Annotated in this window: 13 protein-coding genes, 2 tRNA genes, 2 rRNA genes, 1 other RNA gene and 1 riboswitch; of the genes, 16 read left to right on the top strand and 2 right to left on the bottom strand. The window is 41.2% G+C overall.

Annotated elements, in window-relative coordinates; translation table 11 throughout:
* Positions 1-247 precede the first annotated feature (247 nt).
* A riboswitch (TPP riboswitch) is annotated at positions 248-357 on the top strand.
* Positions 358-489: 132 nt separating this feature from the next.
* Genes NSQ89_RS22920 through NSQ89_RS22900 form a run of 5 tightly spaced genes read left to right on the top strand, consistent with a single transcriptional unit; the run spans position 490 to position 4,184 of the window.
* Positions 490-1,104 carry a thiamine phosphate synthase gene (locus NSQ89_RS22920; protein WP_047944860.1) on the top strand — a complete coding sequence of 205 codons (615 nt, stop codon included), beginning with the start codon at positions 490-492 and terminating at the stop codon, positions 1,102-1,104.
* Positions 1,085-2,191, top strand: coding sequence for a glycine oxidase ThiO (gene thiO, locus NSQ89_RS22915; RefSeq protein ID WP_047944859.1), 1,107 nt, complete (start codon positions 1,085-1,087; stop codon positions 2,189-2,191). Before NSQ89_RS22920 ends, thiO begins: the two co-directional genes overlap by 20 nt.
* Before the next feature lie 15 nt (positions 2,192-2,206).
* Positions 2,207-2,410, top strand: a complete 204-nt coding sequence (thiS, locus tag NSQ89_RS22910; RefSeq protein WP_047944857.1) for a sulfur carrier protein ThiS — start codon at positions 2,207-2,209, stop codon at positions 2,408-2,410.
* Positions 2,411-2,412: 2 nt separating this feature from the next.
* Positions 2,413-3,180: a thiazole synthase gene (locus NSQ89_RS22905; protein WP_095323158.1), complete on the top strand. Its 768-nt coding sequence runs from the start codon at positions 2,413-2,415 to the stop codon at positions 3,178-3,180.
* Positions 3,177-4,184 (top strand): ThiF family adenylyltransferase, encoded by a 1,008-nt coding sequence (locus NSQ89_RS22900; protein WP_341133328.1) that lies wholly within the window; start codon positions 3,177-3,179, stop codon positions 4,182-4,184. Before NSQ89_RS22905 ends, NSQ89_RS22900 begins: the two co-directional genes overlap by 4 nt.
* 127 nt (positions 4,185-4,311) lie before the next feature.
* Here NSQ89_RS22900 and NSQ89_RS22895 read toward each other — a convergent pair whose 3' ends face one another.
* Together NSQ89_RS22895 and NSQ89_RS22890 are read right to left on the bottom strand one after the other, a co-directional pair.
* Positions 4,312-5,598 (bottom strand): glycosyl hydrolase family 18 protein, encoded by a 1,287-nt coding sequence (locus NSQ89_RS22895; protein WP_047944849.1) that lies wholly within the window; start codon positions 5,596-5,598, stop codon positions 4,312-4,314.
* A 34-nt stretch (positions 5,599-5,632) separates the two neighbouring features.
* Positions 5,633-6,196 (bottom strand): isochorismatase family cysteine hydrolase, encoded by a 564-nt coding sequence (locus NSQ89_RS22890; protein ID WP_047944847.1) that lies wholly within the window; start codon positions 6,194-6,196, stop codon positions 5,633-5,635.
* A 171-nt stretch (positions 6,197-6,367) separates the two neighbouring features.
* Between NSQ89_RS22890 and tadA the strand changes: the two genes are divergently transcribed.
* The 11 genes from tadA to NSQ89_RS22835 all read left to right on the top strand — a co-directional run bounded on the left by tadA (position 6,368) and on the right by NSQ89_RS22835 (position 16,367).
* The gene (gene tadA / locus NSQ89_RS22885; protein ID WP_047944845.1) at positions 6,368-6,880 is read left to right on the top strand and encodes a tRNA adenosine(34) deaminase TadA; all 513 of its coding nucleotides are present in this window, start codon (positions 6,368-6,370) and stop codon (positions 6,878-6,880) included.
* 85 nt (positions 6,881-6,965) lie between these two features.
* An RNA gene (gene ffs, locus NSQ89_RS22880) (signal recognition particle sRNA large type) lies at positions 6,966-7,230 on the top strand.
* Between the two features lie 208 nt (positions 7,231-7,438).
* Positions 7,439-9,145, top strand: a complete 1,707-nt coding sequence (gene dnaX, locus NSQ89_RS22875) for a DNA polymerase III subunit gamma/tau (RefSeq protein ID WP_341133327.1) — start codon at positions 7,439-7,441, stop codon at positions 9,143-9,145.
* Positions 9,146-9,223: 78 nt separating this feature from the next.
* On the top strand, positions 9,224-9,544 hold the full coding sequence (locus NSQ89_RS22870; protein WP_047944843.1) for a YbaB/EbfC family nucleoid-associated protein: 321 nt from the start codon (positions 9,224-9,226) through the stop codon (positions 9,542-9,544).
* Positions 9,545-9,555: 11 nt separating this feature from the next.
* Complete coding sequence (gene recR, locus NSQ89_RS22865) at positions 9,556-10,152, top strand: recombination mediator RecR (protein ID WP_016205308.1); 597 nt, start codon at positions 9,556-9,558, stop codon at positions 10,150-10,152.
* 18 nt (positions 10,153-10,170) lie between these two features.
* Entirely contained in the window at positions 10,171-10,389 is a 219-nt protein-coding gene (locus tag NSQ89_RS22860) for a YaaL family protein (RefSeq protein ID WP_047944839.1), read from the top strand.
* Positions 10,390-10,636: 247 nt separating this feature from the next.
* Positions 10,637-10,900, top strand: coding sequence for a pro-sigmaK processing inhibitor BofA family protein (locus NSQ89_RS22855; RefSeq protein WP_047944838.1), 264 nt, complete (start codon positions 10,637-10,639; stop codon positions 10,898-10,900).
* Positions 10,901-11,318: 418 nt separating this feature from the next.
* Positions 11,319-12,866: ribosomal RNA gene (locus NSQ89_RS22850) — 16S ribosomal RNA — on the top strand.
* 123 nt (positions 12,867-12,989) lie between these two features.
* Positions 12,990-13,066: transfer RNA gene (locus NSQ89_RS22845), tRNA-Ile, on the top strand.
* Positions 13,067-13,094: 28 nt separating this feature from the next.
* Positions 13,095-13,170, top strand: a tRNA-Ala gene (locus NSQ89_RS22840).
* Positions 13,171-13,431: 261 nt separating this feature from the next.
* Positions 13,432-16,367, top strand: a 23S ribosomal RNA gene (locus NSQ89_RS22835).
* Together the 16S and 23S rRNA genes with 2 tRNA genes alongside form the textbook arrangement of a ribosomal RNA operon.
* Positions 16,368-16,454: the final 87 nt, after the last annotated feature.

Here is a 16,454-nt window from a genome sequence, read left to right as displayed (position 1 = left end):
TGCCTATTAATGGCTATCAATGGACAACAGCTTTTATAAGGATTGCTTCTTTTAGTAGGTAATAAAAATAGTACAAGAGTCATTTTAACACATGGAAGGGAATGTGGACATATGCTTGTTTTTTCCTGAAAAAATATTTTTAGATTCTAGGAGTACTTTTTAAATGAATGATTAAAAAATAAAAAAATTGAGAATTTTTATTGCGAAATTATCAGTCTATGGTATTATATGGGTAAAGTTTATAATTGAATCACACTAGGGGATCCCTTGATAAGGGCTGAGAATAAAGTAGTTACTTTTAAACCCTTAAAACCTGAACAGGTTCGTACCTGCGTAGGAAAGTGGATACCTTTAAATATGTGTGCCTAATGGTCTTTTTTCATTAGGTGTAATTATTAACCACTTTTCTATTATGGGGAAAGTGGTTTTTTGTTGTTTTTTTTAAAATTTTAATATTAAAACGCTGAATTGATAGTTGGGGGTGATGAAATGAAGATAATGGCTGTAACAGATAATAAACATTCTTTTGAAAGACTCTCCTCCATTTTATTAGAAATCCACCCATATGTGGACTATGTGCAAATTAGAGAGAAAGCAAAAAGCCCAAAAGAAATTTATTTACTTGGTGAGAGGCTGCTTAAGGAAGGGATACCAGCCCGGAAAATAATCATAAATGACCGCCTAGATGTTGCAGCATTGCTCTCTTTAACACATGTGCATTTACCAGGCAATGGATTACCTATTCAACCAGTAAAAAATATTTATCCAACATTATCTATTGGTGTATCTGTTCATAGTCAACAGGAAGCAATTATAGCAGAAAATGCTCGGGCTGATTATGTGATATATGGCCATTGCTATCCAACTGATAGTAAAAAAGGAAAGATACCTATCGCATTGTCATCGATCACTGGCATAAAGAGAGATCTAACTATTCCTCTCTATGCTATAGGCGGAATAAATGAAGAACGAGTAGGTCAATTAGCAAGTTTAGGCGTAGATGGAGTAGCGATTATGTCTGCTATATTTTCAGCGTCTCAGCCATTAAGGGCAGTACAACGAATAAGGGAAAGATGTGAAGAGTGTGGAAACCAAAAAATTTGATGTTGTTATTGTTGGTGGGGGAATTATTGGTAGTTCTATTGCTTACTATTTAGCAAAAGAAAACAGGAAGGTAGCTGTATTAGAAGCAAATACAATAGGCGGAAAATCAACAAGTGCAGCAGCTGGGATGCTTGGTGCTCACTCTGAATATAAAGAGTTTAAGCAGCTTTATCCATTTGCAAGAAGTAGTCAGCTTCTATATAAGGAGCTTTATGAAGAGATAAGGGAGCTTACTGCTATTGATTTTGAGAAAAGAAATGGCGGTTTATTAAAGCTTGCTTATTCAGAGGAAGAAAAAAGGGAACTAGAAACTATTTTGGCTCTATCATCTGTGGAATGGCTGGATGCTGAACTAGCAAAGAAAATGGTTCCCCAGCTTTCTGGCAACATCATTGGAGCAGCATTTTTGAAAGAGGATGTACATATCACTCCATTGATAGCATGTAACGGTTTAAGTAAAGGAGCGCAGCTATTCGGAGCAGAGGTTTATGAATATACCCGCGTATTAGGAGTCAAAAAGAAGGGGATAGACTACGTAATAAAAACGTTGCAAGGTGATTTTTTTGCAGAAAATGTAGTCATTGCAAGTGGAGTATGGAGCAATTACTTCTTCCAGCAATTAGGATTATCACACCAAGTTATCCCGGTTAAGGGAGAATGTGTATCTGTAGAAAATGAAGGATTTCCCTTGCAGTATTCTGTATTTCATAATCAATATTACATTGTACCAAGAAACAATAAGGAGTTTATTATTGGAGCAACGAAAAAATGGAATGAATGGAGCGAGGAACCTTCAGTAGATGGGATAGAAGAAGTTATACAAAAAGCAAAGGAGATGATACCAGAAGTTGGAAATATGAAGTGGAAGAGAGCGTGGGCTGGTCTAAGACCACAAACATATGATGGTTATCCATTTATAGGAGAGCATCCAGAGATGAAAGGCTTGTATTTTGCAACTGGCCACCAAAGAAATGGGATTCTTTTAGCTCCTATAACAGGAAAGATGATTAGAGATTTAATGTTGGGTATGCCTGTAAAAAGTGAATGGCTAGATGCCTTTAAAGTTGAGCGTCCTATTTTAGTTTAATGGGGAGGGTAGTAATTGAATATACAATTGAATGGTAAGGAACAACAGCTGCCTAAAGAGGTTGTTACAGTAGAGGATCTCCTACACTTTTTTGAATTAAATAATCGTATTGTCATAGTAGAAATAAATCGAGATATTTTGCGAAAAGAACAGTACCAAACACATGTATTAAAAGAAAGCGATAGAGTAGAATTAATTCACTTTGTTGGAGGAGGATAAAAATGTTAAAAATAGCAAATCGTACTTTTCAGTCTCGTTTATTACTTGGAACAGGAAAATACCCATCATTTGAAATTCAAAAAAAAGCGGTAGAAGTATCAGAAAGTGAGATTCTAACCTTTGCGGTACGAAGGATGAATATATTTGAAAAATCACAGCCTAACTTCTTGGAACAGCTAGATTTAAAGCGTTATACTCTCCTTCCGAATACGGCGGGAGCGAAGACTGCAGAAGAAGCGGTAAGAATTGCTAAACTTGCGAAGGCATCTGGACTATGTGACATGATTAAAGTAGAAGTAATCGGTTGTGATAAGTCGCTGCTGCCAGATCCAATAGAAACTTTGAGAGCATCTGAACAATTATTAGAAGAGGGATTCATTGTGTTACCTTATACCTCTGATGATGTTGTGCTGGCTAAACGGTTAGCACAGTTAGGTGTACATGCTATTATGCCGGGTGCTTCCCCAATTGGGTCTGGAAAGGGAATTATCAATCCGCTAAATTTACAATTTATTATAGAGCAAAGTAATGTACCTGTTATAGTGGATGCGGGAATTGGCTCGCCAAAGGACGCAGCATATGCAATGGAGCTTGGCGCAGATGGGGTACTTTTAAATACAGCGGTTTCGAATGCATATGATCCAGTTACAATGGCTCAGGCGATGAAATTAGCTATAGAAGCTGGGAGATTGGGATATGAAGCAGGGAGAATCACAGAGAAGAATTATGGTGTTGCAAGTAGTCCGATTACGGGGATGATTCCATCTTGACTAGTCGTTTTTTAAAGCAGGAATTATTTATTGGTAAAGAAGGACAAAGAAATATTGAAGCTAGTCATGCCGTTATTTTAGGGGCAGGAGCCTTAGGATCAGCTAGTTCCGAAATGCTGGTAAGAGCAGGAATAGGAAGGCTGACTATTATCGATCGTGATTACGTAGAAGAAAGCAATTTGCAAAGACAACAGCTCTATACGGAAGAGGATGCAGCCGATAAACTCCCTAAAGCAGTTGCAGCAAAGAGGAGATTAAAGGAGATTAGCAGTCATACGGTTATAGAGGCAGTGGTGGAGGATATAAACTGTCATACAATCGAAAAATTTATAGATGGTGCTTCTATTCTAATAGATGGTACCGATAATTTTGAAACAAGATTAGTCATAAATGATGCTGCAATTAAGCTGAAAATACCATTTCTTTTTGGGGCATGTGTAGGGAGCTATGGGCTTTCCTATCCAGTTGTTGGGGAGGATGCGCCATGTCTTCATTGTTTAATTGAACAGCTCCCTTCCCAGGAAATAACCTGTGATACCGCAGGGGTTATCAGTCCTATTGTTCAATGGGTTGCTGCTATGCAAGTATCGCAAGCCATACAGATTCTTTCCGGTGAAAAGCTGTTCCCAGTATTGCGCTCTTTTGATATTTGGAAAATGGAATATGCGGAAATGAATGTTGAAAAGCAAAAAAAATTAGAGTGTCCTACATGCGGAACAAGAGCAGATTTTCCGTATTTGTCTTTTCAAAATCAAACAAAGGCAGCGGTGTTATGTGGGAGAGATGCTGTTCATATTCGCCCAGCTATGCCAAAGGGGTTGGATCTCTATGTGCTTTCAAAGCAATGGAAGGCGCTTGTCCAAAACTTAATTACCAATCCTTACTTAGTGTCTTTTCAATACAATGATTATCGGGTAATTCTTTTTAAAGATGGACGTGCGATCATTCATGGAACATCAGAAATAAGTGTAGCAAAATCCATTTATTCGCGATTGATTGGATAGAGTTAAAAAAGAAAAGATCTTATCAAATAGATCTTTCCTTTTTTAATCAATATACTCCAATAGGTCTTGCTTGGTGTACAGGAGTTTAGCCGAATCATGCATGTTCTTTTAAGTGAAAACAAGTTGACTATGTTCTTTTGGTTATGTGAAAATTATCGGCCAGTAAAAGCCAGTTTTGGGGAAAGGCTAAACCTAATTTCCAATAACTAATGCCTCTTAAATTCAACTCTTTGATTAAATTAAATTTTGCTTGAATAGAACGAGCATCCTCAAACCATACTTCATGCAGTCTGCCTTCACTGTCTGTGTATTTAAAATAGGGAGCCTGTGCTTTTTGATCATATAGTATCTCCGCATTATAATCTGCTGCAAGTTGAATGGCGGCTTGAGGGCTAAGTGCTTTTGCTACTGTTCCTTCGACAAAGGGCAGGGTCCAATCATAACCATACAAATTTTGCCCCATCGTAATTTTAGAGGGAGGCATCTCCGTGATGGCATATTCTAAAACATCTCTAACGGGTCCAATAGGAGAAACAGCCATCGCGGGTCCCCCGCTATACCCCCATTCATAAGTCATGATAACGACAAAATCGACAATTTCTCCGTGTGCTCTGTAATCATGTGCTTCATACCATTTTCCTTTTTGAGCAGCGCTAGTTTTTGGAGCCAAAGCAGTAGATATTAACCAACCCTCTTGGGAAAAACGATTTTTCGCTCTACGGAGAAAACGATTATAGGCTTCCCGATCTTCCGGGCGTAAATATTCAAAATCAAAATGGATATCTTGAAATCCATATTTCTTAGCGGTAGTCACAATATTATGGAGAAAGTTATTTTGAATGGATTCCTCATTTAATAGGATTCGTCCGAGTTCATCACTGAATTGATCATTTTCTTGATTCGTAATTACCATCATAAGTACATTATTATTTCTCTGGGCAATTTCAGGGAAATTATTAAGAAGCGGTTCTTTTAAACTGCCATCTCGTAACGCTTGAAAACTGAATGGTGCAAGGTAGGTTAAATAAGGAGCTGCTTCTCGTGCACTTGCCTCAAGATTAGGTGCGACATATGTACCACGTGGTTCTACATATGCATTAGACTCGACCGGTCTTTTCGGCCTCTCGGGGATGTATAAACGTAAACCAACTTGTAAAGGTTGGTTAACAGCAATAGAGTTGATAGAAGCTAATTGTTCATAATTCAGCCGAAACCGTTGAGCAATAGACCAAAGTGTATCTCCTGATTGAACCCAATAAAAGCTGCCGATAATAGGGATAACGAGTGCTTGCCCTATTACTAATCGGTCTGGATTTGGTAGATCATTCGCTTCTACTATATCATTAACCGTAGTACCGTATGCAGCTGCAATGCCTGTTAATGTTTGATTATTACGGACAACGTGAATTTGCATATTCTTCCCTCCTGACAGGATACATTATTATAGTTTATGAGGAAGAAAGAGCAGAAATGATTGTATTTTCATTGAATGTAAATATTTTCGCATTCATGACATTCTTCATCATGCGAATAGCATATTGATTATCCTCATTATCAACAGAAGCAATGCAATTATCTGGAATAAGAAGCGGGTACTCTCGCATATAGGCATCATTAGCAGTAAACAAAACGCAAATATTTCCGGCAATTCCAGTAAGAATAAGGTTTTTGACCTGCAATTGGTGAAGTAGTGTATATAAAGCCGTGCCATAAAAAGCAGAATGTCTTGGTTTGATTAAAAAATAGTCGGTATCATCAGGTCTGATTTTATCAATAATAGGTTCACTTTTTTCATTACTACAATAATCAATTACTTTATTCAATTCAGCTTGCCATAGATTATAATGGTCGTTGATATAAATAATCGGTATTTTTTCTTTTTTGCATTGTTTTTTAAGCAATTGAATATGTTCTGCAATTATTAATGCTTTTTCTGCTAAAATATTTCCATGCTCAAAGTGAAAGTCATTTATCATATCAATAATCAAGAGAGCTGTGTCAGATGATTTCATATGGTTCTCCTTTTCTATGTAAGATGGTAGAATAAAAAATTAGCTAGTGCGATGGAAGATAAACTAAATTCCAGCATAGGTTAGTTGGAAAAGAGGATTGATTTTCTTAGTTTAAGTAAAAGAAGAATTTTCATTACAAATTTTGTGTTTTTATATAGGTGGGCTGTAATTATGGAAGTAAATCAAGATCAATTATTTATGAAAATAGCTATAGAGGAAGCAAGGAAGGCTGCAGAAATAGGAGAAGTGCCGATTGGTGCAGTTGTTGCTTATAAAGGAGAAGTAATTGCTAGAGCACATAATTTAAGAGAAACAGACCAATCTGCCATTGCTCATGCTGAATTGCTTGCTATTGAGAAGGCATGCACAGCATTGGGAACATGGAGACTAGAGGAAGTTACGCTTTATGTTACGTTAGAGCCATGTGCTATGTGTTCTGGGGCTATCCTGCTGTCACGAATTCCAAGGGTGGTTTATGGTGCAGCTGATCCAAAGGGAGGATGCGCGGGTACTTTTATGAATTTGCTTCAAGATAACCGATTTAACCATCAGAGTGAAGTAATTACAGGTGTATTAGCAGAAGAGTGTGGACAGTTATTAACATCTTTTTTTCGGGAGATTAGAAACCGAAGAAAGAAGAAAAAAGAACGGAAGACAAGCAATTCGGATGCTTACAATAATTAACAAATGCTTTATGTTGATTTTTCCGTCCATTATCAGTATACTAAGAGTGTGTCTTAGGACACCTAATACTTCGGTATCAATTTTGTCGTGCTAAGCGGGGAGGTAGCGGTGCCCTGTACTCGCAATCCGCTCTAGCGAGGCTGAATTCCTTTCTGAGGCTGGTATCCTGTAGGGTCTGCCTTAAGTAAGTGGTGTTGACGTCCGGGTCCTGCGCAATGGGAATCCATGAACCATGTCAGGTCCGGAAGGAAGCAGCATTAAGTGGACACCCCCATGTGCCGCAGGGTTACCTGGACTGAGCTAACTACTTAAGTAACGCTTATGGGTGCCAGTCGATGAAAGGTGCACGGCAGTTATATTTATACATACAAAACTCATCCTATGTGGATGAGTTTTTTTGTAAGTTAAAGGGAGTGGCTGCATTCCTTTTGTTTGAAAATAGTTGTTCTCTTAGAAAAAGAGAATAACTATTTTCATGTCTTTATGTATGCTATTATGGATGTAAAAATATAAACGGATAAGCTATAATAAAAAGGAAAATAAAAAATGGAGGGTACTATGAACTATCAAGCTTTATATCGGGTTTGGCGTCCTCAACAGTTTATAGATGTAGTAGGGCAGGAACACGTAACAAAGACATTACAAAATGCCCTTCTTCAGCAAAAAATCTCTCATGCTTACTTGTTTTCTGGGCCGAGAGGGACAGGGAAAACAAGTGCGGCAAAAATATTAGCGAAAGCTGTTAACTGTGAGAGAGCACCCATTAGTGAACCTTGTAATGAATGTGATGCATGTAGAGGAATTACAGATGGTACTATCCCTGATGTAATTGAAATAGATGCTGCTTCCAATAATGGAGTAGAAGAAATAAGGGATATAAGAGATAAGGTGAAATTTGCTCCTAGCTCTGTACCTTACAAAGTATATATTATTGATGAAGTTCATATGCTGTCAATTGGAGCGTTTAATGCGCTTTTAAAAACATTGGAGGAACCCCCTAAACATGTAATCTTTATTTTAGCCACTACTGAGCCTCACAAAATTCCTTTAACCATTATTTCAAGATGTCAGCGGTTTGATTTTAGACGAATTACATCGCAAGCGATTGTCAATCGAATGAGATTGATTATGGATGAATCAGCGATCTCTTGTGAGGAAAAAGCATTACAAATGATTGCAAGAGCAGCAGATGGTGGAATGCGTGATGCTTTAAGTTTACTAGATCAAGCGATTTCTTATAGTAATGAAGTAGTTACGGTTGAAGATGCTTTGACAGTCACGGGGGTTGTTTCACAAAACTTTTTAAATACATTGTCGAGAGCTATTTTAGATGGAGATACGGTAAGAGGGCTCCAATCCTTAGATGAATTACTGCTTGCCGGGAAGGACTCTAATCGATTTATCGAAGATTTCATCTTTTTCTATCGCGATATGCTGCTTTATAAAACGGCCCCTAATTTAGAGGAATCCTTAGAAAGAGTTTTATTGGATGATGATTTTAAAGATCTTGCAGAAACACATTCACATGAACAAATTTATGAGCTCATAAATTTGCTGAATAAAACACAGCAAGATATGCGCTGGACAAACCATCCGAGAATATTTTTAGAAGTAGCCATTGTGAAATTATGTCAGTTGGAAGCACCAAACATATCTGGACAATCCAATGTAAACATCCCAGAAATCCAATCTTTGCTGAGTAAGATAACTTCTTTAGAAGAAGAGTTGGCGAATATTAAGCAAAAAGGTGTTACAGTAGTCACTGAAGCACAGCCTACACAGAAAAAAACAAGAACAAATAGAAAAGGATTTCAAGCACCTTTAGGGAAAATAACAGAAACACTAAAAAATGCAACAAAGCAAGAATTGCAAAGTATAAAGAGTAATTGGGGAGCTATGCTAAATACTCTTGTGCAAAACCAAATGAGATCGCAAGCTGCATTGCTGAATGAAGCAGAACCAGTTGCTGCATCAACGGATTCCATCATTATTAAATTTAAATATGAAATCCACTGTCAAATGGCATTAGATAATGTTAAATTTATAGAGACAATCACTAATTCTTTGTATCAACTCCTTGGAAAAAGGTATAATTTATTAGGAGTCCCTGAAGATCAATGGCTCAACATTAGAGAAGAATTTCTCAATAGCTCCCAGCACTTAGATTCTTCTGAAGAAGGAGACGGTGAAGAGCGACAAGATAACTCCGTTGTATCAGAAGCAATAAAATTATTTGGTGAAGAATTATTAGAAGTGAAGGATTAATTTTGAACCTATTGGTTATATATGTAAGTAATCTATTATGTAAAAACCAATGGAAACTATAAATTGGAGGTAGTATATATGCGTGGAATGGGAAATATGCAAAATATGATGAAACAAATGCAAAAGATGCAAAAGAAAATGGCAGAGGCGCAAGAACAGCTTGGTGAAGAAAAGATTGAAGGAACAGCAGGCGGCGGAATGGTAACTGTTGTTGTATCTGGTCATAAAGAAATTATTGATGTGATTATTAAGGAAGAGGTTGTGGATCCAGAAGATGTAGAAATGTTGCAAGATTTAGTTTTAGCAGCAACAAATGATGCTTTGAAAAAAGCGGATGAATTAACAAATTCTACAATGGGTCAGTTTACAAAAGGATTAAACCTTCCTGGAATGTTTTAAGGGGGGAGATTATGCATTATCCTGAACCTATATCAAAGCTAATTGACAGCTTTATGAAATTGCCAGGCATTGGGCCTAAAACGGCCTCTAGACTGGCTTTTTTTGTATTAAATATGAAGGAAGATACCGTGCTGGATTTTGCGAAAGCACTAGTTAATGCGAAAAGGAACTTAACTTATTGTTCTGTTTGTGGACATATTACAGATCAAGATCCATGCTACATCTGTGAAGACAGTAGAAGAGATCGAAGTATTATATGTGTAGTACAAGATCCAAAGGATGTCATTGCAATGGAAAAAATGAAAGAATATAACGGGCTTTATCATGTTCTCCACGGGGCTATTTCTCCGATGGATGGGATTGGACCAGAAGATATTAATGTACCTTCGTTGATAAAGAGATTACAGGATGATGAGGCCCAAGAAGTTATTATGGCAACAAATCCGAATATAGAAGGAGAAGCGACGGCTATGTATATTTCTCGTCTGCTCAAACCATCAGGTATTAAAATCACTAGAATTGCTCATGGTTTACCGGTAGGTGGAGATTTAGAATATGCAGATGAGGTTACACTATCTAAAGCATTAGAAGGTCGAAGAGAAGTGTAGGGTACAGGAGGGCTAGCGATGTTCTTTCGAAGAAAGGGAAAGTTAAGGAAGGAATTTGATGAGAAGCTATTAGTTCAATTTAGCCATTTGAAAAAAGAATGGTTAAATGATAAAAGTTTGTTAGATAAGAGTTTTGATCCTTCCGATGAAGTAATTAGTGAGGCTAAATTATCAGAGGCAAAATATTTCTTTTTATTTAAAGAAGCAAAACAAAGAAAAATAAATTTATTGAAATAATAAGCAGACCGAGTGAATAATGAACTGCTCCTCCATTAGATAACAGATTTTATCTGTCTACTTAATGAGGAGCATATCAGAATCGTGTACTCGGTTTTTTGTTTTCGCATCATCCTTTCAACTTTGTTAAAGTAAATAAGCGCATGGCTGAAAAGTGCTAATTAAAATGAAAAGTTGTCCATCCTAGGTCTTATTTATCGGAATGATACATATTTATAAATACAAGCATAATAAGGGAGGATGGACAGTGAGCCCGGTTGTTATTATATCTATTGTCATTGGTTTGGTTATTTTGTTGTTAGTAGTTGGTACACCAATAAAACCACTTAGAATGATTGGACAAGGTATTATAAAAATTATGATAGGTGCGTTATTTTTATTTTTCTTAAATACGGTCGGTAATCAATATGGTATACATGTGCCAATTAATTTTGCAACCTCCACCGTATCAGGAATATTAGGGATTCCGGGAGTAGCAGCATTAGTAGCAATTCAATTATATATTATTTAAATGAAGCGTATAATTATACTCAATTGAGATTATCTAGATTCAGAACAAAGGAGAGAAAGCTTTGTGAGGATTTATAGTTAATCTCTTTTTATTTGTGAGCTGATTTTATTAATTAAAAACAGGGTTTGGGAATAAAGATAAAATACTATTAAAAAGTATTGACTTCATATATAAAGGGTGATAATATATAAAAAGTCGCCAGATTGGTTAGCTTAATCACTGGAAATGCTTTTAAAAAAAGTATTTGACATATAATATGTTTTTGTGATATTATATAAAAGTTGCTTCTGATAGCAACAAACAAATTGCTCTTTGAAAACTGAACAAACAAACGTCAACAATAATCGTTTTATAACGAATGTTGTAAAACAAAAAAAGTAACAAAAAGCTAGAGTTTAGCAATGAGCTAATCAACTCTTTATTGGAGAGTTTGATCCTGGCTCAGGACGAACGCTGGCGGCGTGCCTAATACATGCAAGTCGAGCGGACTTTAAAAGCTTGCTTTTAAAGTTAGCGGCGGACGGGTGAGTAACACGTGGGCAACCTGCCTGTAAGACTGGGATAACTTCGGGAAACCGGAGCTAATACCGGATAATCCTTTTCCTCTCATGAGGAAAAGCTGAAAGACGGTTTACGCTGTCACTTACAGATGGGCCCGCGGCGCATTAGCTAGTTGGTGAGGTAACGGCTCACCAAGGCGACGATGCGTAGCCGACCTGAGAGGGTGATCGGCCACACTGGGACTGAGACACGGCCCAGACTCCTACGGGAGGCAGCAGTAGGGAATCTTCCGCAATGGACGAAAGTCTGACGGAGCAACGCCGCGTGAGTGATGAAGGTTTTCGGATCGTAAAACTCTGTTGTTAGGGAAGAACAAGTACAAGAGTAACTGCTTGTACCTTGACGGTACCTAACCAGAAAGCCACGGCTAACTACGTGCCAGCAGCCGCGGTAATACGTAGGTGGCAAGCGTTGTCCGGAATTATTGGGCGTAAAGCGCGCGCAGGCGGTCCTTTAAGTCTGATGTGAAAGCCCACGGCTCAACCGTGGAGGGTCATTGGAAACTGGGGGACTTGAGTGCAGAAGAGAAGAGTGGAATTCCACGTGTAGCGGTGAAATGCGTAGAGATGTGGAGGAACACCAGTGGCGAAGGCGACTCTTTGGTCTGTAACTGACGCTGAGGCGCGAAAGCGTGGGGAGCAAACAGGATTAGATACCCTGGTAGTCCACGCCGTAAACGATGAGTGCTAAGTGTTAGAGGGTTTCCGCCCTTTAGTGCTGCAGCAAACGCATTAAGCACTCCGCCTGGGGAGTACGGCCGCAAGGCTGAAACTCAAAGGAATTGACGGGGGCCCGCACAAGCGGTGGAGCATGTGGTTTAATTCGAAGCAACGCGAAGAACCTTACCAGGTCTTGACATCCTCTGACACTCCTAGAGATAGGACGTTCCCCTTCGGGGGACAGAGTGACAGGTGGTGCATGGTTGTCGTCAGCTCGTGTCGTGAGATGTTGGGTTAAGTCCCGCAACGAGCGCAACCCTTGATCTTAGTTGCCAGCATTCAGTTGGGCACTCTAAGGTGACTGCCGGTGACAAACCGGAGGAAGGTGGGGATGACGTCAAATCATCATGCCCCTTATGACCTGGGCTACACACGTGCTACAATGGATGGTACAAAGGGCAGCAAAACCGCGAGGTCGAGCAAATCCCATAAAACCATTCTCAGTTCGGATTGTAGGCTGCAACTCGCCTACATGAAGCTGGAATCGCTAGTAATCGCGGATCAGCATGCCGCGGTGAATACGTTCCCGGGCCTTGTACACACCGCCCGTCACACCACGAGAGTTTGTAACACCCGAAGTCGGTGGGGTAACCTTTTGGAGCCAGCCGCCTAAGGTGGGATAGATGATTGGGGTGAAGTCGTAACAAGGTAGCCGTATCGGAAGGTGCGGCTGGATCACCTCCTTTCTAAGGAAAATGGAATTTACATTCCATCAAAGATTGTTGACGATTTGATTGTTCAGTTTTGAGGGAGCAATTCCTTAAAAAATAGATAAAGAATGAACCTTTTTACTTTATCGAGCATAAAATGGGCCTATAGCTCAGCTGGTTAGAGCGCACGCCTGATAAGCGTGAGGTCGATGGTTCGAGTCCATTTAGGCCCACCATTTTTTTGAAAAAACATATACCATTTTTGGGGCTTTAGCTCAGCTGGGAGAGCGCCTGCCTTGCACGCAGGAGGTCAGCGGTTCGATCCCGCTAAGCTCCACCAAAATTGTTCTTTGAAAACTAAATCATTTAATAGAAGTAACCAAGATAAACCGAGTAATCGCCATCTTAGATTCTCTATTTTAGAGAATTACTTCTTTGAAAGTAGTCGTATTAAACGAATACTCCTTCAAAGATTGGAGAGCAAAGAGAAGCAAGTAGGTCAAGGAAGCGACCGAACGAGCACCGGAGCGTACGAAAATACGTGAGGAGCAGAGTGAAGAAGCTGACGAAGAGATACGCCGCTTATCTTTGGTCGAAACTAAGTTAAGTTAGAAAGGGCGCACGGTGGATGCCTTGGCACTAGGAGCCGATGAAGGACGGGATTAACACCGATATGCTTTGGGGAGCTGTAAGTAAGCTTTGATCCAGAGATTTCCGAATGGGGAAACCCTCTATCCGTAATGGGATAGAATCTTTACCTGAATACATAGGGTACTGAAGGCAGACCCGGGGAACTGAAACATCTAAGTACCCGGAGGAAGAGAAAGCAAACGCGATTCCCTGAGTAGCGGCGAGCGAAACGGGATTAGCCCAAACCAAGAGGCTTGCCTCTTGGGGTTGTAGGACACTCTATATGGAGTTACAAAGGAACGGGGTAGACGAATCGATCTGGAAAGGTCAGTCGTAGAAGGTAAAAACCCTGTAGTCGAAACTTCGTTCCCTCTTGAGTGTATCCTGAGTACGGCGGGACACGAGAAATCCCGTCGGAAGCAGGGAGGACCATCTCCCAAGGCTAAATACTCCCTAGTGACCGATAGTGAACCAGTACCGTGAGGGAAAGGTGAAAAGCACCCCGGAAGGGGAGTGAAATAGATCCTGAAACCGTGTGCCTACAAGTAGTTAGAGCCCATTTATGGGTGATAGCGTGCCTTTTGTAGAATGAACCGGCGAGTTACGATTACATGCGAGGTTAAGTTGAAGAGACGGAGCCGCAGCGAAAGCGAGTCTGAATAGGGCGAAATAGTATGTGGTTGTAGACCCGAAACCAGGTGATCTACCCATGTCCAGGGTGAAGTCCAGGTAACACTGGATGGAGGCCCGAACCCACGCACGTTGAAAAGTGCGGGGATGAGGTGTGGGTAGCGGAGAAATTCCAATCGAACTTGGAGATAGCTGGTTCTCTCCGAAATAGCTTTAGGGCTAGCCTCAAGATTTAGAGTATTGGAGGTAGAGCACTGTTTGGACTAGGGGCCCCCATCGGGTTACCGAATTCAGACAAACTCCGAATGCCAAATACTTATTCTTGGGAGTCAGACTACGAGTGATAAGATCCGTGGTCAAGAGGGAAACAGCCCAGACCACCAGCTAAGGTCCCAAAGTATACGTTAAGTGGAAAAGGATGTGGAGTTGCTTAGACAACCAGGATGTTGGCTTAGAAGCAGCCACCATTTAAAGAGTGCGTAATAGCTCACTGGTCGAGTGACTCTGCGCCGAAAATGTACCGGGGCTAAACGTATCACCGAAGCTGTGGATTGACATCTATGATGTCAGTGGTAGGAGAGCGTTCTAAGGGCGTTGAAGCTAGACCGTAAGGACTGGTGGAGCGCTTAGAAGTGAGAATGCCGGTATGAGTAGCGAAAGATGAGTGAGAATCTCATCCACCGAATGCCTAAGGTTTCCTGAGGAAGGCTCGTCCGCTCAGGGTTAGTCGGGACCTAAGCCGAGGCTGAAAAGCGTAGGCGATGGACAACAGGTTGATATTCCTGTACCACCTTTAAATCGTTTGAGCAATGGGGGGACGCAGGAGGATAGGGTAAGCGTGCTGTTGGATTAGCACGTCCAAGCAGTTAGGCTGGTAATGAGGCAAATCCCATTACCACATAAGCGGAGCTGTGACGGCGAGGGAAATATAGTACCGAAGTTCCTGATTCCACACTGCCAAGAAAAGCCTCTAGCGAGATTTAGGGTGCCCGTACCGCAAACCGACACAGGTAGGCGAGGAGAGAATCCTAAGGTGAGCGAGAGAACTCTCGTTAAGGAACTCGGCAAAATGACCCCGTAACTTCGGGAGAAGGGGTGCTCTTGCGGGTGCAAGCCTGCGAGAGCCGCAGTGAATAGGCCCAGGCGACTGTTTAGCAAAAACACAGGTCTCTGCGAAGCCGCAAGGCGAAGTATAGGGGCTGACACCTGCCCGGTGCTGGAAGGTTAAGAGGAGGGGTTAGCACGTTAGTGCGAAGCTCTGAATTGAAGCCCCAGTAAACGGCGGCCGTAACTATAACGGTCCTAAGGTAGCGAAATTCCTTGTCGGGTAAGTTCCGACCCGCACGAAAGGTGTAACGATCTGGGCACTGTCTCAACGAGAGACTCGGTGAAATTATAGTACCTGTGAAGATGCAGGTTACCCGCGACAGGACGGAAAGACCCCGTGGAGCTTTACTGCAGCCTGATATTGAATTTTGGTACAGCTTGTACAGGATAGGTAGGAGCCTTGGAAGCCGGAGCGCCAGCTTCGGTGGAGGCATTGGTGGGATACTACCCTGGCTGTATTGACATTCTAACCCGCACCCCTGATCGGGGTGGGAGACAGTGTCAGGTGGGCAGTTTGACTGGGGCGGTCGCCTCCTAAAAAGTAACGGAGGCGCCCAAAGGTTCCCTCAGAATGGTTGGAAATCATTCGTAGAGTGTAAAGGCACAAGGGAGCTTGACTGCGAGACCTACAAGTCGAGCAGGGACGAAAGTCGGGCTTAGTGATCCGGTGGTTCCGCATGGAAGGGCCATCGCTCAACGGATAAAAGCTACCCCGGGGATAACAGGCTTATCTCCCCCAAGAGTCCACATCGACGGGGAGGTTTGGCACCTCGATGTCGGCTCATCGCATCCTGGGGCTGTAGTCGGTCCCAAGGGTTGGGCTGTTCGCCCATTAAAGCGGTACGCGAGCTGGGTTCAGAACGTCGTGAGACAGTTCGGTCCCTATCCGTCGTGGGCGTAGGAAATTTGAGAGGAGCTGTCCTTAGTACGAGAGGACCGGGATGGACGCACCGCTGGTGTACCAGTTGTCTTGCCAAAGGCATCGCTGGGTAGCTATGTGCGGAAGGGATAAGTGCTGAAAGCATCTAAGCATGAAGCCCCCCTCAAGATGAGATTTCCCATAGCGCAAGCTAGTAAGATCCCTGAAAGATGATCAGGTTGATAGGTCAGAGGTGGAAGCGTGGCGACATGTGGAGCTGACTGATACTAATAGATCGAGGACTTAACTAAAATGAAAAGCGGAAACGCCTGTTTATCGGAAGTTTGATAGGCGTTGGAGCTGGACAAAATGATTACTTGGCAACTTGGAATACTTCT

Source organism: Niallia sp. FSL R7-0648 (assembly GCF_038007005.1).
Classification (GTDB): Bacteria; Bacillota; Bacilli; order Bacillales; family Cytobacillaceae; genus Niallia; species Niallia circulans.
Note: the sequence above shows the minus strand (reverse complement) of the source record. Positions and strands in the feature narration are given on the sequence as shown.